The organism is Pseudoalteromonas sp. MMG024 (genome assembly GCF_021654175.1).
Taxonomy (GTDB): Bacteria; Pseudomonadota; Gammaproteobacteria; order Enterobacterales; family Alteromonadaceae; genus Pseudoalteromonas.
Window position 1 is genome coordinate 1 of record NZ_JAKFZO010000038.1, and the last position, 25,483, is coordinate 25,483.

Annotated in this window: 17 protein-coding genes; 7 read left to right on the plus strand and 10 right to left on the minus strand. The window is 41.5% G+C overall.

Annotation, left to right across the window (positions count from 1 at the left end; translation table 11 throughout):
* Positions 1 to 35: 35 nt before the first annotated feature.
* Positions 36 to 2,909, minus strand: a complete 2,874-nt coding sequence (locus L1068_RS21330) for a M16 family metallopeptidase (RefSeq protein ID WP_237131880.1) — start codon at positions 2,907 to 2,909, stop codon at positions 36 to 38.
* 307 nt (positions 2,910 to 3,216) lie between these two features.
* On the opposite strand from L1068_RS21330, the gene L1068_RS21335 reads away from it, so the two are divergent.
* On the plus strand, positions 3,217 to 4,176 hold the full coding sequence (locus L1068_RS21335) for a hypothetical protein (protein ID WP_237131881.1): 960 nt from the start codon (positions 3,217 to 3,219) through the stop codon (positions 4,174 to 4,176).
* Positions 4,177 to 4,213: 37 nt separating this feature from the next.
* Here L1068_RS21335 and L1068_RS21340 read toward each other — a convergent pair whose 3' ends face one another.
* The 4 genes from L1068_RS21340 to metA form a co-directional block, all read right to left on the minus strand.
* Positions 4,214 to 5,269, minus strand: coding sequence for an ABC transporter substrate-binding protein (locus tag L1068_RS21340; RefSeq protein WP_237131882.1), 1,056 nt, complete (start codon positions 5,267 to 5,269; stop codon positions 4,214 to 4,216).
* Positions 5,270 to 5,466: 197 nt separating this feature from the next.
* Complete coding sequence (metH, locus tag L1068_RS21345; protein WP_237131883.1) at positions 5,467 to 8,082, minus strand: methionine synthase; 2,616 nt, start codon at positions 8,080 to 8,082, stop codon at positions 5,467 to 5,469.
* An 8-nt stretch (positions 8,083 to 8,090) separates the two neighbouring features.
* Positions 8,091 to 9,146, minus strand: a complete 1,056-nt coding sequence (locus L1068_RS21350) for a homocysteine S-methyltransferase family protein (RefSeq protein WP_237131884.1) — start codon at positions 9,144 to 9,146, stop codon at positions 8,091 to 8,093.
* The gene (metA, locus tag L1068_RS21355) at positions 9,136 to 10,083 is read right to left on the minus strand and encodes a homoserine O-succinyltransferase (RefSeq protein ID WP_237131895.1); all 948 of its coding nucleotides are present in this window, start codon (positions 10,081 to 10,083) and stop codon (positions 9,136 to 9,138) included. The genes L1068_RS21350 and metA overlap by 11 nt, the downstream gene beginning before the upstream one ends.
* A 324-nt stretch (positions 10,084 to 10,407) precedes the next feature.
* Here metA and L1068_RS21360 point away from each other — a divergent pair, with 324 nt between their 5' ends.
* From L1068_RS21360 to L1068_RS21375, 4 genes are read left to right on the plus strand one after another with little or no spacing between them, the layout of a single operon-like run.
* Positions 10,408 to 10,725, plus strand: a complete 318-nt coding sequence (locus L1068_RS21360; RefSeq protein WP_237131885.1) for a hypothetical protein — start codon at positions 10,408 to 10,410, stop codon at positions 10,723 to 10,725.
* Entirely contained in the window at positions 10,715 to 10,969 is a 255-nt protein-coding gene (locus L1068_RS21365; RefSeq protein WP_237131886.1) for a hypothetical protein, read from the plus strand. The genes L1068_RS21360 and L1068_RS21365 overlap by 11 nt, the downstream gene beginning before the upstream one ends.
* A gap of 2 nt (positions 10,970 to 10,971) precedes the next feature.
* Entirely contained in the window at positions 10,972 to 12,573 is a 1,602-nt protein-coding gene (locus tag L1068_RS21370) for a PepSY-associated TM helix domain-containing protein (protein WP_237131887.1), read from the plus strand.
* A gap of 34 nt (positions 12,574 to 12,607) precedes the next feature.
* Positions 12,608 to 14,944, plus strand: a complete 2,337-nt coding sequence (locus tag L1068_RS21375) for a TonB-dependent receptor (protein WP_237131888.1) — start codon at positions 12,608 to 12,610, stop codon at positions 14,942 to 14,944.
* Positions 14,945 to 14,990: 46 nt separating this feature from the next.
* Here L1068_RS21375 and L1068_RS21380 read toward each other — a convergent pair whose 3' ends face one another.
* The 4 genes from L1068_RS21380 to L1068_RS21395 all read right to left on the minus strand — a co-directional run bounded on the left by L1068_RS21380 (position 14,991) and on the right by L1068_RS21395 (position 19,631).
* Positions 14,991 to 15,629 carry a 3'-5' exonuclease gene (locus L1068_RS21380; RefSeq protein ID WP_237131889.1) on the minus strand — a complete coding sequence of 213 codons (639 nt, stop codon included), beginning with the start codon at positions 15,627 to 15,629 and terminating at the stop codon, positions 14,991 to 14,993.
* Positions 15,629 to 17,467 carry a putative nucleotidyltransferase substrate binding domain-containing protein gene (locus tag L1068_RS21385; protein WP_237131890.1) on the minus strand — a complete coding sequence of 613 codons (1,839 nt, stop codon included), beginning with the start codon at positions 17,465 to 17,467 and terminating at the stop codon, positions 15,629 to 15,631. The genes L1068_RS21380 and L1068_RS21385 overlap by 1 nt, the downstream gene beginning before the upstream one ends.
* Positions 17,468 to 17,631: 164 nt before the next feature.
* Entirely contained in the window at positions 17,632 to 19,356 is a 1,725-nt protein-coding gene (locus tag L1068_RS21390) for a sodium:solute symporter family protein (RefSeq protein ID WP_237131891.1), read from the minus strand.
* 11 nt (positions 19,357 to 19,367) lie between these two features.
* Complete coding sequence (locus tag L1068_RS21395) at positions 19,368 to 19,631, minus strand: DUF4212 domain-containing protein (RefSeq protein WP_010561876.1); 264 nt, start codon at positions 19,629 to 19,631, stop codon at positions 19,368 to 19,370.
* 372 nt (positions 19,632 to 20,003) lie between these two features.
* Here L1068_RS21395 and L1068_RS21400 point away from each other — a divergent pair, with 372 nt between their 5' ends.
* Positions 20,004 to 23,450 carry a PAS-domain containing protein gene (locus tag L1068_RS21400; protein ID WP_237131892.1) on the plus strand — a complete coding sequence of 1,149 codons (3,447 nt, stop codon included), beginning with the start codon at positions 20,004 to 20,006 and terminating at the stop codon, positions 23,448 to 23,450.
* A 77-nt stretch (positions 23,451 to 23,527) separates the two neighbouring features.
* Here L1068_RS21400 and L1068_RS21405 read toward each other — a convergent pair whose 3' ends face one another.
* Entirely contained in the window at positions 23,528 to 24,133 is a 606-nt protein-coding gene (locus L1068_RS21405; RefSeq protein ID WP_237131893.1) for an outer membrane beta-barrel protein, read from the minus strand.
* A gap of 231 nt (positions 24,134 to 24,364) precedes the next feature.
* Here L1068_RS21405 and purU point away from each other — a divergent pair, with 231 nt between their 5' ends.
* Positions 24,365 to 25,198, plus strand: coding sequence for a formyltetrahydrofolate deformylase (gene purU / locus L1068_RS21410; RefSeq protein ID WP_237131894.1), 834 nt, complete (start codon positions 24,365 to 24,367; stop codon positions 25,196 to 25,198).
* Positions 25,199 to 25,483: the final 285 nt, after the last annotated feature.

The window sequence follows — 25,483 nt, forward strand, 5'->3', positions numbered from 1 at the left end:
ACCAATTGGCGGGCTTTTTACCGTGTTAAAAACGTTTATTTAAATACGTTTTTTACATCCATCACTTCGATATTGGCTTTATCGATAGCTAACTTGTAGCTTTCAATTACCTTATCTTCATCAGTAAGTGATTTAGGTTTTTCAGCATTGTATTTAAGCGGAGAAACTGTTTCGTTAGCTAAACGCGCTTTCATGTCTTTTGCATCACCGGTAATAAACACATAGTGAATGTTTTTATTTTGCAAGTTGTCACGAATAACACGATTTACATCTTCAACGGTTAAGCTCGCAAGCTGCTTACGCACATAAGCAACAAACTCATCGGTATTGTAGAACTTGCTATCAAGTGCATAACCTAGCTGGCGATCTTGGCTTGCAACCATTTGCGGCACAAAGTTAGTTAAGAAGTTACGAGTTGATTCGAAATCTTCTTTGCTCATGCCATTTTCAATTAGCTTATCAAGCTCGTACTGGGCAACACGTGTTGCAAAGTGCGCATCATTGTTAGAACGCAGTGGACGTAACCAAATTTGGAAAATCTGCTCAGAGCGACCTAAGTTAGCATCAGGTTTTGTTTGATACATACCACGTGGGAAGTATTCAATATACGCATAATCACCGTAGTTCATACCACGAATTTGGCGAATACGCTGATACAAGAAGCTGTTTGAGTTACGGTGCTCACCAAAGTAAGAACGCATTAACCAAAGTGCCGCCCAATCTTTATCACTACGAATCGTATCAATCGGGAAACCAAAACTCACAGCGGTTGATTTAGCTGGCTTTTCTACGATGGTAGCATGACGACCTTCTAATTTAGGCGCATCAGCAATCGTTAGGCGCTTTTCACTGCCTTCAGGAAGTGTGCTTAAGTCTTTAAGCAGTTTTGATTTTGCTGTATCTGACATAGCACCTGAAATACCGACATTTAATTTAGCCTGAGTAAACTCAGCTTTATAAAATGCTTTTAAGTCTTCAAGTGTCAGTGCTTCTAAATCAGAAATATCACCATAGTTGTAGCTCTCATAAGCGTGACCTTGGTAAAGCTTGCTGTATAACACTTCTTTGCCAAGTTCTTCATCGTTAGACGCTTTAAGACCTGCTTTAATGCCATCTAGCTGCTCTTTCTTTAAACGCTTAAAGTCGTCTTCACGCCAGCCAGGGTTAAGTAGTTGGTCACTAACAATTTTGTACCACTCATCTACCTTGTCTTTATTAACACGGCCTCGGAATGACACCATTTCTTTATCAATTTGTACGCCGAAGCTACCCGCAATCGGGTAAAGCGCTTTTTGAATTTCTTTATAAGAGCGTGACTCAGAGCCACCACGAGCAATCATATTAGCTGTAATTGCTGCAAGGCCTTTTTTACCTTCAGGATCTGCGGCAGCACCTGTGTAAAACAACAGGTTTACGTCAACTAGCGGTGAGCTGCTACGCATATCAAGTACAGAAAATTTTGCATCGCCTTGTGGCTTGCTCATTTCAGCAACAACACCGTTTAAGTCAACTTCTTGCTCAAAACCTTTAACCGATTTAAGTGCCGACATAGTCACTGTTGTGCGGCCTGAATCAATAAAGTACTTATTTGCAATTTCACGAATATCTTCTGCTGAAATACTATCTGCCGTAGCGTAAAGTTGGTTAATAACTTCTGGGTCACGCTCAAAATGCATGTAGCTTGCAAGGGTTGACGCAATCGCTTGCGATGAATCTAAGCCATTCACAAAGCTATACTTTAGGTTAGACTTTAAGTTAGCAAGCTTATCAGAATCTACTAACTCGGTACGCGCTTTGGCATAAGTACGATTAATCGCATCACGTGCTTTTGCTAAGTCTTCTTCTTTTTCAACTTTTACAAAGACGTGTAATAAACCGGGATCTTTGGTTTCTGGGTTGTAAGTAAACATTTGGCTAGCAAGCTGCTTCTCAACTACTAACTCTTGGTAAAGCGCTGAGTTATTTGAGAAATACAGCTGTGAGATTAAATCTACCGCAGCACGGTCTTTTTCCGTTGGCTGCCATGCAGGACCTTTGTAAGAAACAAGTAACCAGTGACCCGGTAAACCTTCGCTTTCTTTATGAAGGTATTTTGCCGCTGTTTGCTTTGGCTCTACAGGAATATCAGCAACATAATCGCCACGTTGCCAGTTACCCCAATGCTTTTTAACCAGTTCAATGGTATCGTTCGGGTCTACATCACCAGTAATAATGAGCGATACATATTCTGGTTTATAAAACTTTTTAAAGAACTCTTCACCGTATGCCATTTGATCTGGCATTTTTTCGATGTCTTCGAAAAAACCCATGGTAGTGTGCTTGTAAGTATGCTTTTCAAACGCTTCGTTACGCACTGCACTCAATAGCTGACGAATTGGATTAGCATTGTTTTTAAGGTACTCACCTTTAACCGTCAGTGCTTCTGTTCTAAATTGCGACTCAGAATATTTTAGGTTTTGGAAAATATCGCCTTTAATTTCAAGCACAGTTTCTAAATGCTGCTTTGAAAAGTTAAGGTGGTAGTTGGTGTAATCGTTTGTGGTGTAAGCGCGGTTATCGACACCTGAATTTTTAAGAATATCTGAGTAAACATCTTGCGGGAATTTTTCAGAGCCCTTAAACATCATGTGCTCAAAGAAGTGTGCAAAACCTGTTTTACCCGCTTCTACCTCGTTGCGAGAGCCTACTGATACTGGAATTTGCAGTGAGACTACATCTGGGTAATCTGTTTTAACCACCATAACGCGAAGGCCGTTATCGAGCTCTTCTAACACATAATCTTGTGCGAAAACTTTGTTTTCAGCTTTTACTGACGTGGCCGCTTGTGCATTATTTGATGATGTTGTGCTATTACAACCAGCAAGTGATAGTGCAATTGCTACACTTGCTGCAACCAATTTAAGTTTCATACTGTTTCCCTTGGTTTGGATTATTTTTCTATAGAATTTTTCTAAACTGGGTAATTATGGCGATGTTCGTGATGTTAAGCGAGTAATTGCGGTAAATGGGTGTAAATGTTTTGCAACAATAGATTTCAGAGTGAAGGACTTAGAGTTCAGAGCTTAGAATTCAGAGTTGAAACCTGAAATCTTCACACCATGAATTTCCCTCAAGTTCTATTTCAATTTTTTTCAGTCGCAATCTTGAATTTTAGCTATTTAGACATCTAAAAGGCTGCTATAGTTAGCATATCGAAATTATTTATGGTACGGAACAATGGCTTTATCTTTACAACAGAAAATTCAAGACCCAACACAAGGCGTTTATTTAATTGGTACTACGCCACCAAAAATGGGTACTGAAAAAGATAAAGTGACAGAAATTGCCAATAAATTACTAGGTCGTTTACATGAAATCGAATACGACGGGCTGGTAATCTACGACATTCAAGATGAAAGCAGCCGTACCAGTGTACCACGCCCTTTTCCATTCAAGCATACCGTTGATCCGCGTGAATACAGCCTACTGTTAAGTGATTTATCAGAATTAGATGTAATCACCTATAAAAGCGTCGCGCAGCGTGGTGTCGAAGAATTTAATGAATGGCTAACAGAAACCAAAGAAAAATATGCGCTTAACAACCTTGTTTTAGTGGGTAGCCCATCGTCTGAAGGTGAGATTAAATTAAGCTTACCAAACGCCTATAACGCATTAAGTGAGCATCAAAATAAGTTTTTCTTAGGTGGTGTTACCATCGCAGAGCGTCATGCATCAAAACGAAATGAGCATGAACGTCTGTTAGAAAAAACAGCGCAAGGTTGTGAGTATTTTATCTCGCAAGCGGTATATGATGCGCAGGCAACAATCGACTTAATCACTAGCTATGTCCGCAGTTGCAAGCAGCAAGGTTTAACACCTAACCGCATTATCTTAACCTTTACACCGTGCGGCAGTGAGAAAACATTAGAGTTTATGCAATGGCTTGGTATTTCTGTGCCAGAAGCCACTAAGTGGCGTATTTTAGATTCTGAGCAATCGCTTAATGAATCAGTGCGTATTTGCCGTGAAAACTTAAACCTTATTTTACAAAGTTGTGCTCATTTAGATGTGCCACTTGGTTTGAACATTGAAAGCTTAACCAACCGTAAAGAAGAAATTGATGCATCAATTAATCTTTACCGCTTATTAAAAGCAACAATGGAACTGAATCTGGCTGAAAAGCAGTTAGCAAATTAATTTAAGGCTTCGCAATCAGCTTAACTTCCAGTTCTAGCTAGTTAGGATTTAATGGGCTAAGCCCTACAATCGAGTGGCTTAATGCCACTTTTTCTTTAAGTGCTTTAAAGTCGTATTCGGCCCAATTAATTTTAACTTTATGGGATTTAAAATGTGCAACATTTTGCTTAGTGATCACATCAAGGTTAAAGGTTAACTTTTTGTTTTTTTGCTGGGCAAAAATATCGTGTCCATTATCGTAAAGTAACAGGCTAATAACTGCCCACGCGCCCATAACTTTATGGCCACCAATTGACGCACTTATTGACTGTTTTTCAACGGCTTGAATTGCGCGAGGTAACCAGTCAAAACCGCCAATAAAAATATCTTTATTGGGAATACGACCCGATTCTACTGCTGCTTTACTGGCGCCAAGTGCCATCAAATCAGAAGCGGCCCAAATAATATTCACATTAGGAAAACGCGCTAGTAGCGCCTTACTTTGATTAAACGCAACCTGCTCAGACCAACCGGCATGCACCGCTTGATATACCACACCATTATTACTTTCAAAATACTCTTGCATACCATTAAACCGCGCCTGCGACTCACTGCCATAGTGACCATTAATAGCCACCACATGCGTTTCTTGCTTGGGTAATTGTGCCTGTTTTAAATGCTGTAGCGCTCTTGCAAGTTGGCCTCCTGCGGTATGATTATCAAAATAGATTTCACCAAGCCAGTGCTTATATTTTTGCCCTGCTAATCCTATTTTCTCGCGTTCTTCACCAAAAATTGTTTGCTCTAAAGTAACAAACTTAACCTGCTGCGATTCCAACAATGACATGCTCGCAGTAGAGCCGCCGGGGTAGTTTAAAATTACCGCATAATCTGGTTTAGGGTTTTTCGCTAAATATTGTTTTAGCGCTTCTAATTGAACAATACGATTACCACCGCCATAAATCACCTGCATTTTTGTGCCGAGTTGCAGCGCTGCTGATTGCGCTATTTCTTCAACACTTTGCCAAAAGGGCTCATTGGGGATAGACGGGTTTACAAATAAAATATTCAACTCAGCACGTACCGAGTTACTAAATAAAATGATGCAGAACATCAAGTACTTAAAAAGTCTTATCATCACACCCAAAACAGATCCGATCATTATTGAAGTATTATCAAAGAACACAACAAAAGCGAATTTAAACGCCAAAAACTAATGCCAATTAATTGTGAGTTGATAATGCAGGCACGTCGCTAGATGCTGTTAATCATTAGCAAAAGAAAAGGGAGATATAAATCTCCCTTTGGCTTTTACAAGTTAGGTCCCAGCCAGCGTTCGGCTTCTTGTAAATTCATTGCTTGACGCTTGGCATAATCTTCTAGCTGATCTTGCTGAATTTGTGCAACGGCAAAGTATTTCGATTCTGGGTGAGAAAAATACCAACCCGAAACCGCAGCACCCGGCCACATCGCATAAGAGCTAGTCAGCTTCATACCGATGCGATTTTCAACATCGAGTAACTGCCAAATTTTTTGTTTTTCAGTATGCTCTGGGCACGCAGGGTAACCAGGAGCAGGGCGAATACCTTGGTAATTTTCGCGAATTAGCTCATCGTTCGATAAGTTTTCATCGGCTGCAAAGCCCCAGATTTCTTTACGCACGCGCTCATGTAAATATTCAGCGAACGCTTCCGCTAAACGGTCAGCAACGGCTTTTACCATAATCTTGTTATAGTCATCTTGCTGCTGTTCAAATACATTCGCTAAATCGTCTTCCTCTAACCCGCCTGTTACTGCAAAAGCGCCAAAGTAATCTGGTGTGCCTTTTGGCGCGATATAATCAGCTAAACAGTAGTTCGGGAAGTCTTTCTTCTCGGTTTGTTGACGTAGCTGACAACTTGTCACAAGCACATCACTACGCGATTCATCGGTGTAGATTTCAATATCATCGTCAACGCGGTTAGCTGGAAAGATACCCATTACGCCTAACGGTTGCAGCTTGTTTGATGACGCTAAATCATCGAGCATGTCGTTAGCATCTTTAAACAGTTGCTTTGCCTCTTCGCCCACAATTTCATCTTCCAAAATGCGCGGATATTTACCAGCAAGCGACCAGGTCATAAAAAAGGGCGTCCAGTCGATATACTTCCGTAACGTATCAATCGAGACATCTTTAAACTCTGTTACACCAAGCTGTTTTGGCACAGGTGGCGTGTAGTTTACAAAATCAATTGGTGCACTATTAGCACGTGCAGCAGCTAAAGTAATTGGCTTTGAACGAGGGCGTTTACGTGCTTGTTGCTCACGTACTTTTTCATACTCAGCAGTCGTTTTTGCTAAAAACTCGGGCTTCTGTGTTTTACTTAACAAGCTTGACGCTACACCAACTGCACGTGAGGCGTTATTTACATACACTACGCCTTTGTCATATTCTGGCTCAATTTTGACCGCCGTATGCGCTTTTGATGTGGTTGCACCGCCAATTAATAATGGAATATCAAACCCTTGGCGTGTCATTTCTTTTGCCACATGCACCATTTCATCAAGCGATGGCGTAATCAGGCCTGAAAGACCAATAATATCGACTTTTTCTTCAATGGCAGTGCGTAAAATGGTTTCCGCAGGAACCATTACCCCAAGGTCGATCACTTCATAGTTATTACATTGCAGTACAACACCCACAATGTTTTTACCAATGTCGTGCACATCGCCTTTAACGGTAGCCATTAGGATTTTACCGTTGGTTGCGCCCTCTTCTTTTTCCGCTTCAATATAAGGGTCGAGGTAGGCAACTGCACGCTTCATTACACGTGCCGATTTAACTACTTGTGGTAAGAACATTTTACCAGCACCAAACAGGTCGCCTACTACGTTCATACCGTCCATTAATGGACCTTCAATTACTTGAATTGGTTTATCTGCTTGCTGGCGCGCCTCTTCGGTATCTTCGTCAATAAATTCGGTAATACCTTTAACAAGGGCATGCTCTAAACGTTTTGCAACAGGCCAGCTGCGCCATTCTAAATCTTCTTTTTTCGCTTCTACGCCTTGCCCTGAGTATTTTGGCGCAAGTTCAACTAAGCGCTCACCTGCTTCAGGGTCGGTATTTAATACTACGTCTTCAACTGCATCGCGCAGTTCTTTTGGAATATCATCGTAAACCGCAAGCTGACCGGCATTAACGATACCCATATCCATACCCGCTTTAATCGAGTGATATAAAAACACTGAGTGAATGGCTTCACGCACCGGGTTATTACCACGGAATGAGAAGGATACATTTGAGACACCGCCCGACACTTTACAGTGCGGTAAGTTTTGTTTGATGCGGCGCGTACCTTCAATAAACTCAACGGCGTAGTTGTCGTGCTCTTCAATACCCGTGGCTACCGCAAAAATATTCGGGTCAAAAATAATGTCTTCCGGCGGAAAACCAAGTTGATCGACTAAAATACGGTACGAACGCTGACAGATTTCAAATTTACGGCCGGCCGTTTCTGCTTGCCCTGTTTCATCAAACGCCATCACAACCGCAGCTGCACCAAAACGCTTAATGGTTTTAGCTTGCTTAATAAATGGCTCTTCACCCTCTTTAAGTGAAATTGAGTTAACAATTGCCTTACCTTGAATGCACTTCAAGCCCGCTTCAATGACATCCCACTTCGATGAGTCAACCATAATGGGTACACGAGAGATGTCTGGCTCTGACGCAATTAGATTTAAAAAGCGTACCATTGCCGCCTTTGAATCCAACATGGCTTCATCCATGTTGATATCGATAATTTGCGCGCCGTTCTCTACTTGCTCACGGGCAACTTCGAGTGCGGTTTCGTAATCTTCTTCTAGGATTAAACGTTTAAAACGGGCTGACCCCGTAACATTGGTACGTTCACCAACATTGGTAAATACTGCTGTACTGCTTGTCATGTTTGCTCCTAGTTTAAATTACAGGCTTCAAGGCCAGCTAAGCGCATGCGCACTTCAAGTTCGGGTAATTGGCGCGGTGCTACATTTTTTGTGCCTTGATACATCGCATTAATGTGCTCAGGCGTGGTGCCACAACAGCCACCAACAATATTAATAAAGCCCGACTCAGCCCAATCAATAATCTCTTTTGCCATTTCGTCCGCTTCTAAATCGTATTCACCAAATTCGTTCGGTAGGCCTGCATTAGGGTGAACCGATACAAAGGTTTCACACACACGCGATAACTCTTCTACATATTGGCGCAATAAATCTGGCCCAAGGGCACAGTTAAGGCCAATTGAAATTGGCTTAATATGACGAATAGAATTGTAGAATGCCTCAGTGGTTTGGCCTGATAAAGTTCGGCCAGATGCATCAGTAATGGTGCCTGAAATCATTACAGGTAAAGTAACACCTGCGCGCTCAAATGCTTCTTCTACTGCAAAAGCCGCTGCTTTTGAATTAAGCGTATCGAAAATAGTCTCAATCAGAATTAAATCCGCGCCACCTTCAATCAATGCCAGCGTTGATTCAATGTAGGCTTCAACAAGGGCATCAAAGGTAACGTTTCTAAAACCAGGGTCGTTTACATCTGGCGAAATAGAACAGGTTTTTGATGTTGGACCAAGCACACCGGCTACATAGCGCGGTTTAGTTGGATCTTGTGCTTCAAATTCATCACACACTTTACGCGCCAATTTTGCCGATTCAAGATTGATTTCACGGCTTAAGCTTGCCATTTCATAGTCTTCCATTGAAATGGTGGTCGCGTTAAAGGTATTGGTTTCAATAATATCAGCGCCTGCCGCAAGGTATTCACGATGAATTTGCTCAATGATCTGTGGCTGGGTTAAACTGAGTAAGTCATTATTGCCCTTAACTAACACATGCCAATTTGCAAAGCGTTCACCGCGGTAATCTTCTTCTTCCAGTTTGTGTTTCTGGATCATCGTGCCCATTGCACCATCAAGAATATGAATACGCGCTTTTAATGCAGCGCTTAGCTGCTGTGATTTATTCGGCATAGTTGTTAGTCCTTACGTCTTGGCTGACTAAATTAATATCGTATGGCGTGGTTTGATAAACGTAGTAGTTTAACCAATTTGAAAATAATAAAAAGGCGTGGCTCTGCCAAGTTTTACTTGGTTTGGCGCTGGCATCATCATTAGGAAAATAATTACTTGGTTTAGGCGCATTCTCATCTTTTTCTAGGTCGCGTAGGTACTCTTTATTCAAAGTATCTGCATCGTATTCTGGGTGACCAGTTAAATACACCTGCGAACCGGATTTATTCTTAATTAAAAACGCACCGACCTCTGGCGATCCGGCAATCACTTCAAGCTGGCTGTGGTTTGTAATATCAGCTTCATTAATATGGCCATAGCGCGAATGTGGCACCAAGAACTCATCATCAAAACCGCGTGTTAACGCTGCGTGTTCAAAGTAACGTTGATGTTTAAACACACCGCAGAGCTTTTTCGCTTTAAGTTTGCGCTTTAATCCATAGTGATGAAATAGCCCTGCATGAGCGGCCCAGCACGAAAACAAGGTAGAAGTCACATGTTGCTCAGCCCAGTCAAAAATCTCTTTCAGTTCTTGCCAATAAGCAACATCGCTATATTCAAGGTGTGCCAATGGCGCGCCAGTCACAATCATGGCATCGTAGTTTTCGTTTTTAACTTCTGAAAAATACTTATAGAACATATCAAGGTGTTGCTCAGAGGTATTTTTGCTACGGTGAGTATCTAAACGCAGTAACTCCACATTTACCTGCAGCGGCGAATTAGCCAGCAAACGAATAAACTGTACTTCAGTCTCAACCTTATTAGGCATCAGGTTTAAAATGGCTAATCGCATTGGGCGGATCTCTTGTGTTTGCGCACGGCTTTGTGGCATTACAAACACATTTTCTTGCCTTAATGTATTAATGGCGGGCAATTGATCGCGCACTGTGATTGGCATCATTTAATCCTTATTACTATGATAAATTGGGTTTAACCTGACGCTAATTATGAACGGATAGCCAGAAATATCAAGCTCTAGATGTTTAGATGTCCATTCAAGGTTGAAGTGAAAAATACGCCAACCGTACTCCTACCGACAAATCCATTTCTCATTTCATAATAAGTGCTTTGTAAAAGTCACCATTACGCTCTCATCGTTTAAATCAACTTTTAACTAATGCATTTGATTTTAATAATTTTTTACATTTTTCGAATAACAAATGTTGCGACAAATAAAAAACACAATTAAGATCGAATAAAAATCAATATCATTTACATTATAATGAGCTTTTTAGCAATTATCCCAATCTGGCTTGGATGCCTAGCCTGTTACTTAGGCAGTGAAAAACAACTACCGCTCAATAAACCAATAAATAAATCTATTGCCAATTTTTTATTAGTTATTGGTTACTTTATTGGTGTAGCTATTTTCTCTGTGCCTTTTGCGCTTACATCTTCGTTACTGGCGGCCTTTGTCGCATTAATGCTTGCGCTGGTAAGCCATACAATTTTAAGCACTTATACAAATAACATTTGGCGTTTCAATACAAGCGTTGTGGCATCGCTATTGGTATTAGCGGGGGTGAGCTATGTGGCCTAAAACACTGATTGGCTTCTTTTTTGGTCTATTACTATCCATTTCTATCGTGCTCAATTTAAATTTGATTTTGCCGTTAGCAGAAGACGTTAGACTTATTTCAGGGCTAGTGTTGGCATTCCCTATTTGGGCGGGCTCATTGGTGTGGTGTTATGCATTCGAAAAAGCACGCAAAGCAGCCAAAAACATTAGCCTTGTGCTTATTCCCTCTTGCTTACTCAACGTTGTTCTTTTGATGAGTCAATAATAATGAATAATAAAACTCTGAAATCATTAACTAACGCACACGCATGGATTGGTCTTGTTATATCTATCGTGTTATTCATCGTATTTTTTGCTGGTTCACTTAGCTTATTTCGCGAAAACATTGTGGCATGGGAAAAACTACCAATACATGCAAATCAAACTGTATCCACAAACTATCAAAACGTAAGTTACGATAACGCTATTTCAACCATTAATAAGCACTATGATGTATATGTCGATCACAGGTTTTATTTATTACCGCCAACAGAACATTCACCGTATATAGAAGCTTACTTTGCAAAAAACATTGAAGGTACGGATCCCGAAACAGGAGAAGATCATAGCGATGTGCACATTATGCTTGATGCACAGAGCGGCGAAATTATTGGTAATGCCGATACCGTGGATTTCGGTAACTTCGTTTACCAACTTCATTACAATCTAGGCCTTGGCCGCATTGGCTTGTATTTTGTCGGGATCATTACCCTGTTCTTTTTTGTTGCGGTACTTAGCGGGTTACTTATTCATTGGCGCAAGCTGTTCAAAAACTTCTTTCAATATCGTAAAGGTGGCAATAAAGACAAATGGTTAGATGCACATAATATTATTGGCACCATGGGTCTGCCGTTTCATGTGATGTATGCCTTCACCGGATTAGTTTTTAACTTAGTGATTGTCTACCAAATTTCTTATGCCCTTGTGTTGTACCAAGGCGACCAACAAAAGCTACTCGCGGCAGCAGGGTTTAACGAACCCCATATTGATATCGTCGACAACAAAATGGCGATGAACGGCATCGACAGATTGCGTGCAATGGCAGAAAAAGACATGGATAACGCAATCATTGATCGCATTATGATTGAGCACTTTGGCGATGAAAGCGCCGTCGCGATTTTTACAGGGCAAAAGCAAGACAGGTTTGCCACCGAAACCGCAGTACATTACCAACTAAGTAATCGACAACAAATCTATCTTACTAAAGACAACTACGACAATGCCGTGCGCAGTGGCTTAGGTGTAATTGCCCGTTTGCACTTTGGCGATTTTGCTGGCTACGGTTTGCGGTTAGCTTTCTTTTTGCTCGGCTTAGCAACCTGTTATGTAATTTTAACCGGCAATTTAATGTGGCTAGAAAAACGTGCAAAACAGCGTAATCAAAGTCAGCGTTCACTTAATTTTGTTACACGAGTGACAAGCGGTGGCTTTATTGGTTTTATTTTTGCCATTGCTGTGGGCTTTAGTGCTGCGCGAATTCTACCAATTGAGATAACAACACGTACAGAGATTATTGAAAACAGCGTATTTGCGTCATTTTTGCTGGTGTTAGTTCTTGCTCAATTAATCAAACATAACGCGAAATTCAATCAATATTCATTGCAACTGAGCGGCGCAATATTTGCCCTTGTTGTCGTACTAGATTGGGTTTTACTGCCTAGCGCAACGGCGCAACAACTAGCAGAACACAAATTTGATGTTGTGATTACGCAAAGCATCTTATTGCTGCTCAGTGGTATATGCTTTTTTGCAGCAAAACAAGTGGTGAAAAAAGCCGCGTTTAAAAGCACTCAAACACAACCAAGTGTTACTGAATTAACTACTCAATAAATTATTCACACAACTACATACTAAAAAGGACGATATGTTTACTGTTAAACGTAGAACCAATGCTGTAACGGCTGCAGTAAAATATGCACTAGCGACCAGCTTGATTGTTTCACCATTAACTATGGCTGAAGACGACAATGATATTGAAAAGATTATTGTTACTGGCCAAAAAATTGACCGCACTTTGCAAGAAACCCCTGCCAGTGTAGCCGTAATCACCAATAAAGCACTGGAAGAGAAAAAGCTTAATAATCTTTACGATGCCCTATCAGTTGTGCCTAATGTAACTGGTGAAGTTGGCGTGGGTGGCTTTACAATTCGTGGCATTGACTCTTTTAATGTATCAGGTGGTGGTAACAGCTTTTTAACCAGTGTTTACGTTGACGGTGCCCCCTTGCCAATGCGTGAAATTCAGCAAGGCGGTTTTTCTACTTGGGATGTAAGCCAAGTGGAAGTATTACGTGGCCCGCAATCGACACTACAAGGTCGCAACGCCCTTGCTGGTGCAATTGTTGTGAATACCTACGACCCAGCATATGAATACAGCGCTAAAGGGCGCGTGATATTAGGTGAAAATGGACAACAAGAATTAGCTATCGCCGCTGGTGGTAGCTTAATCGATGATGTATTAGCGTTTCGCTTTACCGCCGAAGACAGAGACTATGACGGCGTTATTGAAAATATTGCGCGCAACAACGAAAACTCTGATTTTTCAAACTCAAACCTGTATCGCTTTAAACTACTATTTGAACCGATTGAAGATTTTTCAGCGATTTTGAGTTACAGCAAATCTGAAACGGAAATGGGCGTTGTGTGGGCAGACGCACACCCAAGTTACGATAAAGATTACCGTAAAGTAAACTTTAATGACCCAACATGGGAATTTACCGATTCAGACTTAGTGGTATTAAATCTAGATTACTACATTAACGATATTTGGTCGGCAACCGCAATCACAACTTATTCAGATATGCAGTATGGTTACGAATGGGATGGTGATGCATCGCCATTACCGATAGCACAGCTGCACGATAAACGCTCTGACGAAACATTAACGCAAGAGCTAAAACTGACGTTTGAATACGATAATTTAAAAGGGATTATTGGCGCGTATTATTCAAATTTAGAAGTAAAAGATAAAGCGATTGGTAATCGTAGTGCCAGCTTTAGTCAACTTGGCGTGCCAACGTTGCTGGTAGCTGCACCAGAAAATGGCGGGTTAGGTTTACCACAGGCGGCTGCCGATCAAGTATTAGCGCTTTACGCACCTGTTGACCCTGTACTGCTAGATACTTATTCAAATTTATATCGTGAAATTACCAACACCGCAGTATTTGCTGATTTTACTTACAGCATCAATGATCAATTTGACGTGTTTGCTGGCATTCGCTGGGACCAAGAAAAACAAGCCAATGCGACTGAGCAAGCTTATGGTATTGGCAATGCACACTTGCTACCAAACCCAAGCGATTATGCGGCAAACCCGATGTTTGCCCAACTTGTAGCTGGTATCAATGCGAAACTGCTTAATATGGCAAGTCAAGCGTCACAAAACGAGCCTTTAACGTCTAAAACATTTAACGAAGTTCTGCCGAAATTAGGCGCAAGTTACCACCTAACCGATAACATCACCACCAGCTTTACCTACCAACAAGGTTACCGCTCTGGTGGTGTCGGTACCAACTCAGCGCGCGCTACACTCTTTACCTACGAACCTGAGTTTACCGACAACTACGAGCTTTCACTGCGCTCAACTTGGCTAGACGGCACCTTAGTGACGAACGCCAACGTGTTCTATCTAGATTGGCAAGATCAACAGGTTAGCGTGCAGCTGTCGGGTAATCAATACGACAGAGAAACCACGAATGCCGGTAAGTCGACGGTGCAAGGGTTTGAATTTGAATTGTTCTATTACCCAACCAACAATCTAACGCTAACTGCAGGCTTTGGCCGTGCTAAAACCGAGTTTGAAGAGTTCTTAGTTGCTATTCCAGGCGAACCGACGCTTGATTTAAAAGGTCAGCCATTTGCGGATTCACCTGAATGGACTGCAAACTTAGCCGCAAGTTATCACACTGATTTTGGTTTATACCTATCTGCTGATGCAAACTACCAAGACAGCGCATTGGCCGATACCATGTATCAAAACAGTAATGAAATGAAAAACCTGTGGGGCGAAAACTATGTGCCGAAAAATGACGCGCGTACGTTAATAAATGCGCGTGTAGGTTATCAGTGGGAAAATTACGATATTCAACTATCAGCGAAAAACCTAACGGATAAAGTGTATGACGCACGTGGTGCGCGCACCAACAATAAAACCCTTGGCCAACCTCGCCAAGTGAGTTTAAGTTTTACTGCTAGCTTTTAAGCGCGTGTAACTAACTTGCAGGGGAAGTGATTAACACTTCCCTTTTTTACATTAAGTGTTTAACTAATAGTGGTTTACCACGGCTAATTTGATTTGCTTGCGCTAAAAACAACTCAGCGGTGGCCATGGCGTCGGTAAGTGCATTATGACAACTGTATTCGGGCAAACGATAGCGCTCGCGACAACTGCTTAAGGTTAAGCTATCTTGCGCAATTACATGCCCTTGGCGAGCAAGGCGTTTATGTTCGATATTCATAGTATCGAGTATTGCTAAAGGCTTATGCAATAAACCCGCTTTGTTAAACGCGATACGTAAAAATCCCCAATCAAGCTGTTGGTTATGAAATATTAATATTTTATCGTCCAGTAGTTCATTTAACGCTTTAAGTGCCTCATTTAACGGTACACCTGCCGCAAGCGTTGTATTATCAATGCCGTGATACACAGGGCTTTGATTTAAATTACTCACCTGATTATTAATAAAGTGCTGACATTGACCTATTTGAATGCGTTGATGACTAATTGGCACCCACGCAATCGAAACAATTTCATCTTGTTTTGCATTAAGCCCAGTTAACTCTAAATCAATAACTAAATAGTCCACCTTAAAACAGTTACTTTTCAATATGTCATTGTCTTTTTCGAGCAACACAAAAAAGCGCTTAATTGATTCAAGTATTCCCATCACAAACTACCTCTAGCAAACTTAAAGGCGGCCGCTTGCTGTGCTTGTTTAATTAAATAAAACGCCTCTTTTAATTGGTGGCGTTCAAGTGAGGTTAAATCTTCTGGGTCGATACAATTTGCCGGTAACCCTTTTTGCTGTAACTGCACATTTAAACGCAGCTGTGTAAGGTAGCGCCAACAATCTTTTAAATCATAGATATCTTTTTTACTCACTTGCTGTTGTTTAGACAACGCACTTAAGCGCTCTAAGGTATTAGCAGCGGTAACATTATGATGCAGCGCATAAAGGCGAACAATATCGTTAATAATTGCCACACCACGCTTTTTTAAATCAATATACGTATGTTTTTGCTTATCTTTTTCTAATTTAAACTGATTAAATAAACCGATAGGTACCGAGTTAGTATTAATATCCGTTGCCATTGAGGCAAAAAATATCTGATTTTTAGTAGTTGCTAATATGCCTTTACTAAATGCTTCGAACAAACTTTCAGAGCCATCAACAAAACGAATATCAAAAAAGATTTTGCAGTTTAAAATAGCCTGCGGCGATGGGCTTTTAATCCATGAGCCAAATTGGTTTAACCATGCAGAAAGCCCCATACGACACGCTTCACGACTTGCCATAATACCACCAGGGCATTCTTTAATACCGCACGCAATTAGGTTGTCACAAACAAACTCGCCTAACGCTTTAAAGTAATCTAGCTCCGTTTGCGACAGGTTGTCTGGCAGCAATAAACCGTTATCTTGGTCTGAATGTAATGTTTGCTCTTCACGCGCTTGCGAACCAAAGCAGATCCAACTAAACGGCGTTGGCGCTGTGCCATTTTGCGTTTGAAATAATTGAATTAAACGCGTTGTCATGGCATCGGTGATACCGCTAAGTAATTTACCAATTAAGCTAGTATCTTCTACTCTGTCTGAAAATCCTCGTAATAACTCAGGCACTTCCAATGCGTAGCGCTTAATATCAGCAACACTCTCGGCTTTATAAATACGGCCAATGAGTTGCACTGGGTCAGATCTTTGCTGGCGCAATAAATCGGTTGCGGTGATCATACCTAAGGGTTGATGTGATTCATCAAGCACAGGTAAATGATGAATATTTTGTTTTAGCATTAAATGAAATGCAGAAAATACACGATTGTGCTCAAACACATGCTTTGGCTTTGTGGTCATAATGGTTGCAACCATATCGTTCGGGCTACGCCCTTCTGCGAGCACGCGATTACGTAAATCGCGGTCAGTAATTACTCCCACCAGCTTGTTATTTTCAGTGATCATAAGCGATGAAACACCAAATTGACTCATGGTTTTGGCGGCATCGCTAATTTTAGTTTCAGGGCCTGCTGTAACGGCACCTTGCTTCATAATTTCACTTATGCGTTTGCTCGACCAATCATCACTGCGCTTTTTATAATTAACACTGAGTAGGCGGTTAGCATGAGCACGCACAAAATGCTGTGCAAATGCCTTATAGTGTTCGCGCAGATAATCCCAATGAGTTTGGCTGAGCAGATATACAATGCCTTCGTTTTGCACTTCTAATCGATTGCTAATAGGCTCGCCTGTTAATAGCGATGGGTAGCCAAAATAATCGCCTTCAGATAAACGCGCAACCACTTCACCACTGCTGTCTAAAATATCGTACAAACCAGAGCGAATTAAAAACAAGCACGGTGCATTTGAGTTTAGCCATTGGTTTTGATTTTCTGGTGTTAAATAAACCGCTTCAAGGCTTTTAATAAAGTACTCAGTGGCACTGGATTCTAGGTCACTAAACGGTGCTTGCGCTTTAACAAAACGTGCTACTTCATTAAGCTCTAATGCCATGGTTACTCTCCTTAACTGTGTACAGCCTCTAAAAGGTGCGCTTGATCATCCCTTAAGGCAACTCACCTCTGTCATTTGACTCTATCAGAGCACTAAACAAAAAAAAGCCCGACTATAGTCGGGCATTGAGTTTGATTTTTGATTTAGCTCAAATTGTTGGTTGTTTAGTGAGCATGCGCTGCATTTGACCCTTTCGGGTTACGAATATCTTCAACCATTTGCTGTACTTCTTCTGGTGTTTCGCTGGTAACTTTCTGAACCGCAATTGCAACAGCAAAGTTAACTAGCATACCAATCATACCGATACCTTCAGGTGAGATACCAAATAACCAGTTCTCAGCAGAGTTAAGGTCAGGGCTTACGAACTTGAAGTAGATAATGTACGCGGCAGTAAAGCCAATACCACAAACCATACCGGCAATCGCACCTTCTTTATTCATGCGCTTCGAGAAAATACCCATAATAATTGCTGGGAAGAAACTCGCCGCCGCTAAGCCGAAGGCAAATGCCACCACCGAGGCCACAAACCCTGGCGGGTTAATACCAAAGTAAGCCGAAACCGCAATCGCCACCATCGCAGCAAGGCGTGCTGCCATTAACTCTTGTTTATCGCTAATGTTTGGCTTAAAGGTACGTTTAAGTAAGTCATGCGATACCGAAGTTGAAATAACCAATAACAGACCTGCTGTTGTTGATAATGCCGCTGCAATACCACCCGCTGCTACTAATGCGATTACCCATGCTGGTAAATCAGCAATTTCTGGGTTCGCTAGTACCATGATGTCGCGGTCAATCTTCACTTCGTTAGCACTGCTAGGATCTTCAATTTTACCTGCAGAGTACTGCATTTTGCCGTCGCCATTCTTATCATTGAATGTAATTAGGCCAGTACGCTCCCAGTTTTTAACCCACGCTGGTGCCTCTGCGTACTCTGTACCACTGCCGTCTTTACCATTAATAGTATCGATAAGGTTTACACGGGCGAACGATGCAACCGCAGGAGCTGTAGTGTAAACAATTGCGATAAATACTAATGTCCAAGCCGCTGAAATACGCGTGTCTTTTACGCGAGGCACAGTGAAGAAGCGAACGATTACGTGAGGAAGACCCGCAGTACCTACCATTAGTGCAGCAGTAATTGCGAATACATCGATCATCGATTTAGACCCTTCGGTGTATTGGGCAAATCCGAGTTCGGTGCTGAGTCCATCGAGTTTATCAAGTACATACATTCCTGAGCCATCAGTTAATGTTGCACCAAAACCTGTTTGTGGTAGTACGTGACCTGTCATCATCAATGAGATAAAGATAGCTGGTACTAGGTATGCAAAAACCAGTACACAGTACTGAGCTACTTGCGTATAAGTGATACCTTTCATACCACCTAATACTGCATAGAAGAATACGATTACCATACCAATGTAAACACCGGTTTCGATATCAACTTCTAAGAAGCGAGAGAATACAACACCTACACCGCGCATTTGGCCTGCAATATAAGTAAAGCAGATAAAGATTGCACAGATAACCGCTACCGTACGCGCTGTTTGCGAGTAATAACGGTCACCAATGAAATCTGGCACAGTGAACTTACCAAACTTACGTAAATAGGGTGCTAAACAAAGAGCAAGTAGAACATAACCACCGGTCCAACCCATTAGGTAAACACCACCATCGTAACCTACGAACGAGATAATACCCGCCATAGAGATAAATGACGCAGCACTCATCCAGTCAGCTGCTGTAGCCATACCATTTGCAACAGGCGGTACACCACCACCAGCAACGTAGAATTCTTTAGTTGATCCCGCACGCGCCCAAATTGCAATGGCGATATACATTGCAAAGCTTGCACCTACGATAATAAAAGTTAGCGTTTGAACGTCCATTATTATTCTCCTTACTCGTCAACGCCGTACTTTTTGTCTAACGCAGCCATCTTGTATACGTAAACAAAAATCAGGGCAACAAAGGTGTAAATGGCGCCCTGCTGAGAGAACCAGAAACCTAATTTAAAACCAAAGAAACGGATTTCGTTTAGCGCATCGACAAATAAAATGCCGCAGCCAAACGAAACTACAAACCAAACGGCTAGTAGTTTTATTACTAGCGAAAGGTTTTCACTCCAATATGCTTTGGCTTGATCATTATCTTTAAAAGCCATTTTTATATCCCCTAGTCATGCAAAATTGCACGTTAATTAATCGTCATCATTGACTCTAGCAACGCACATAAAAGATTAAAGTGCGACCTTAGTCGTAACAATTTATTAACTTAACCACCTACTAAAGGTAAAAATTGACTGTAATTTAAACGAAAGCGAGTAAAAATAAGGCTTTAAAGCATATTAAGATTACGTTTACGTAAACGTAACACCCAATTTTCCCATTAAGTTAAGACATTAGTCGAACATCGCCACTCATAATGACATTCAGCCTTTAAATTCAAGCTGTTGTGGTAATTGTGATTGAGATGCACAGTTTCATTAAAAAGTGATAAATTAGCGTATCAATTAAAAAGCATAACAAGAGTAACCATGACAATTGCGCTAATTTTCGTCGCTTTGGCCTATGTTGGCATTCTATTTTGGCTTGCTAATTGGGGTGATAAAACCACACCGCTCGCCAAGAAAATTAGTCACCACCCCTTTGTTTACTCATTTGCTTTAGGTATTTACTGCACCTCTTGGACCTTCTATGGCGCTGTAGGCACAGCCGCTAATTCAGGTTGGAGTTACCTCCCTATTCTATTGGGCCCTGCACTGCTGTTTATTTTAGGTCACGGCTTTTTGCGCAAGATGATATTGGTCAGTAAAAAACAAAATATCACGACCATTGCTGATTTTATTTCTGCGCGCTACGGAAAACGTCAACTCACAGCAATTTTAGTGACCTTTATTGCACTGCTTGCAACGATTCCTTACATCGCACTGCAGCTAAAAGCACTTAGCACCAGCTTTGTATTGCTGCAAAGCGACAGCGAAATATCTGGCAGTATGATGGCCTTAATGGGCACCTTGATTATGGCAATTTTCGCCATTTACTTTGGTACGCGCAAAGTGGATGTAACCGAATATCGCTCAGGTTTAATGTTAGCAGTAGCCTTTGAATCAGCTGTTAAACTGCTTGCGCTCGGTGCGGTTGCAGGATTGTCCTATTATGTTTTTACACATTACCAAGATGGCATGTGGGATTACTTTGTTACCCAAATCGCCTTTGGCCAATGGCAAAAAGAAGACTTTTTTAGCTTCAACTTTGTCGCACAATCATTAATGGCAGCCGCTGCGGTTATTTGTTTACCGCGCCAATTCCATGTAACCGTTGTTGATAACCAAGATATTAGCCACTTAAAAACCGCACGCTGGGCGTTTCCACTGTATTTATTACTTACGGCAGGCATTATTATTCCAATTGCAACCGCCGCAATGCACCCACAAATCGGTGGTAATGTTGCAGCAGACAGCTTTGTATTAGCACTGCCCCTTGCACAACAAAGTACCTTATTATCAACGTTTGTATTTATTGGCGGTCTGTCAGCGGCCATCGCCATGATTGTAGTTGCTACGCTTACTCTGAGTACCATGATCTCAAACGATGTCGTGCTGCCGTTAATGCTACGTCGTAAATTTAAACGTAACCTGATCACCACCAGCTATAAACGCCGAATTTTATTAACGCGACGTTTTACCATTGCAGTTATTTTAGGGCTTTCTTACCTTTATCAACAATTGTTCGGCAACCAAGCAGCTTTGGCGAGTATGGGCTTGGTGGCATTTTCATTGGTGACTCAATTAATCCCTGCGGTTGTCGGTGGTCTTTATTGGCGCAAAGGCCACGCCTACGGTGTTTACGCCGGCTTACTAGCTGGGTTTGCCTGTTGGTTGCTGTTTTTAATGCTACCGCTATTTGAAGGTGCGGTAACCACTAACACCGCAATGCAACAAAGTGTTATTACCCAAGGTACGTTTATAGCGCTGATTGCCAATGTTGTGTGTTATATCGCGTTTTCATTGGGTGCCAATGAACGTTTAGTGGATAGAATACAGGCAGCTGCGTTTGTAAAACCAAAAGAGCAGCTAAAGCTCGCTAAACATCACAGCAAACAAATTAACGCCACGGTGTACGACCTTAAAGTACTGTTACAAACCTTTTTAGGTATTCAGCGTTCTAAACAATTAATTGTGCGTTACACCATGCGACACGATTTTGCTGACGATAACGATACACCAACAACTGACTTTGTCGATTTTTGTGAAAGAGCCCTTACTGGTGTGCTCGGCGCATCGTCTGCACGAGTATTAATTGGCGCGGTAATTTCTGGCAAGCAAATGGCGTTTGAAGAAGTCGTTAACTTTTTCGATGAAACCACGCAAGCCATTCAATTTAATCAAAACTTACTTTTTACCTCGCTTGAAAACCTAAGCCATGGCATTTCGGTTGTAGACAGAAACCTAAAGTTGGTAGCGTGGAACAAGCGTTACACGGAACTGTTTGAATACCCCGAAGGGTTCTTGGAAGTCGGCCAACCTATTGAAGAAGTGATCCGCCACAACGTGAGTAAAGGGGAATGTGGGCCGGGCGAAATTGACGCACAAGTACAAAAACGTGTGCAACACTTACGTAACGGCAGCTCACACCACTTTATTCGTCGCAGACGCAACGGCCAAGTAATTGAAATGATCGGTAACCCACTGCCTGATGGTGGGTTTGTTACCTGTTTCTCAGATATTACCACACACATTGAAACGCAAAATGCGCTTGAAGAAGTGAATATTGATTTAGAGAATCGCATTGAGGCACGTACCCTAGAAATTCGTTCAATAAATGAAGATTTAGAAGCGCAAATTGAAAAGCGAATCGAAACCGAAAAACAACTTAACCAAGCCAAGCTAGAAGCCGAAAAAGCTAATGACAGTAAAACCCGCTTTTTGGCGCTCGCGTCGCACGATATTTTACAGCCACTCAATGCGGCAAGGCTTTATCTGGCGGCTGTTGACCAAACGGAACTTTCTAACAGCAACCTCAGTACCATGGAAAAACTTGGCGATAGCCTTGATTCAACCGTGCATTTAATGTCGGGGTTATTAGAAATTGCTAAGTTAGAACAAGGCGCAATGACGCCGACACCTCGTCACTTCCCGATTAATGATATTTTAGCGCCGCTGAGTAATGAATATGTGATTCTAAGCAAGGAAAAAGGGCTCGATTTCAAAGTGCGCAGCAATGATGCTGTAGTGCATGCCGACACCACTTATCTGCGCCGAATCATTCAGAACCTAGTATCAAATGCCGTGAAATACACTGAAAGCGGTAAAGTGCTGGTGGCTTGTCGAAAGCGTAAACACAGCCTACGTATTGAAGTATGGGATACAGGCCCTGGTATTAGCGAAATAGAACAAGCAAAAGTCTTTAACGACTTCTATCGCGTACAAAGTAACGACAATAAAGGGTTAGGGCTTGGTTTAGGCGTTGTAAAACGTATGGCCGATTTAATGTCGTTAACGCTAGAGCTCAAATCAACGCCAAACAAAGGCAGTTGCTTTGCGCTGGAAGTGCCTTATGGCGACAGCAAACTAGTGCAAGAAAAATCAACTAACAAAGTTAAGCTTGATAATAAGCAAACCCTTAACGTGTTAATCGTTGATGATGAGCAAGAAAACTTAGATGCGATGGGCGCGTTAATGGGCAAATGGGGTTGTCGTTATTCTGCCTTTAATAAAGTAGACGATGTATTAAATTATGCGCAAACCCAAGCTAAGCCAGATTTAATTTTAATGGACTACCAACTCAGTCATGAAATGGATGGCGTTAGTTTAATTGCGCAATTACGCGAGCAGTGGCAAGAAAGTATTCCTGCGGTATTAATCACTGCGGTAAGAGATGATGAACTAAAACGCAGCACTAAAGAGCAAAACATTCACTACTTGAGTAAGCCTGTAAAACCAGCAAAACTCAAAGCATTAATAAAGCACACAAGCCGTTAAACAATAGGCCGGCAAAACGCCGGCCTATTTGATTTTTTAACCCTAAATAGAGTTAACTAATTAATTAACACTAGTAATTAAAACTGATAACTAACACCTACAGCAAACGATACAGAATCTAAATCACCCATATCAAAATACTGTACGCCTGCGTCCATTCCTAAACCAAAGTCCCACACGTACTGCCAACCACCTTCAAGGTAAACACCTGTGCCCGAATCATCAATAAACGTACGATCATCTCTTGAAATTTCATAGTCATAGAAGTTAGCACCAACTTTAGCGTAAAGACTATTGCGCTGAGACAAAGGCAATGTTGCTTTACCTGCAATCACAAAGTTAGTTACCTCTAATTCATCGGCGCCAATGTTAAACATTGAGTCATTGCGGTCGCGACAGGTAAAGCCATCATCAAAATCGTCGCATTCCCAATCACTGGCATCCATACCAAAATTTAAACCAACTTCGAGTGAAAAGTTTTGATTAAATTTATAGTTATAGTAAGAGTACACATTTGTATAATCTTCATCAGGTAAATCGTATAACTCAACGCTACCAGTTGCAATTTTTCCACCGAAGGTATGCTTTTTAAGTTCAGCTTGTTCAGAACCATTAGCAAACACCGATGACGATGAGATAAGCGAAAGTGCCAGCAACGTACGTGTTAAATTAGAGACTGCCATTATTGTGCTTCCTTTTCAAAATGAGATTACGGCTAGTTTAGTGCGCTTGACGACAATAAGTTGTAAGCAATTGTCAGAAATAGTTAAGCCTCTTTAACGCCTATTAACCTTATTCATGCTACTTTTTGTAAAATTGTTCATCAGACAATAAATATTAACTTTATTTATTGATTACATAATTAAAATATATAAATATACACTCATTACTTTTGCTGTCTGGAATGAGGAACCATGAAAAAAGTACTGCTTGCACAATGCCCCGATGAGCCAGGACTCATCGCTAAAATAACCAATATCTGTTTTGAGCATAAGCTTAATATTATTCGCAACGACGAATTTGTTGACCGAGAAAATCATCGCTTTTTTATGCGCACTGCACTGCAAGGTGACTTTGCCGATAATCACCTTGTTGAACAGCTCATTCATCTATTACCTGACGGCTCAAACGTAAGTTTAAAAGGCGAAGAGAAAGCGAAAGTAGTGTTACTTGCCACCAAAGAAGCACACTGTTTAGGCGGTGTGTTATTAAAATGCTTTGAAAACGCCATGAATGTGGAGGTTCAAGCGGTAATCGCTAATTATCCAGACCTAGAGCCGCTGGTAAAAGGCTTTGAAATACCATTTTATTGCATTAGCCATGATGGCCTAACACGCGAACAACACGACGCCAAAGTGGCTGAAAAAATTAACGAGTTTAATCCTGATTTAATTGGTCTTGCCAAGTATATGCGTATTTTAAGCCCAGAGTTTGTGGCTCAGTTCAGCGGTAAAATCATTAATATTCACCACTCTTTTTTACCCTCGTTTATTGGTGCAAAACCCTATCATCAAGCATTCCAGCGCGGTGTAAAAATGATCGGCGCCACCGCCCACTTTGTTACCGATGAACTCGATGAAGGCCCAATCATCGAACAAGATATTTGCCACGTAAACCACGCACAAAACGCCGAAAAGCTAGCCGCACTAGGCCGCGATGTTGAAAAAAACGTATTCTGCCGCGCCCTACAATGGGCCGCTGAGCAGCGGATATTTATTAATGGTAATAAAACAGTGGTGTTTAAGTAGCACTCTCTCACTTCCATGTATTTCATAAAGCCCATCCATGGGCTCTATGTCACTTTTCTTTGCTTCGCCAAAGATAAAGTAACCAAAAGAAAGGCGACCGCTCCATCAAACTTTATCCTCAAAGCAACTTTGAATTTTTAAATAAACGCCATGAAGCGGCATCCATGCCTAAGCATGGCTTACTCGACTCGCTACGCTCCATGTCTCGCATTATCAATTCAAAGTTGATTTTCGGGCTTGATATAAGCGGAAATGATTTTTAGCAACAGTCTTCAAAGTCATCAA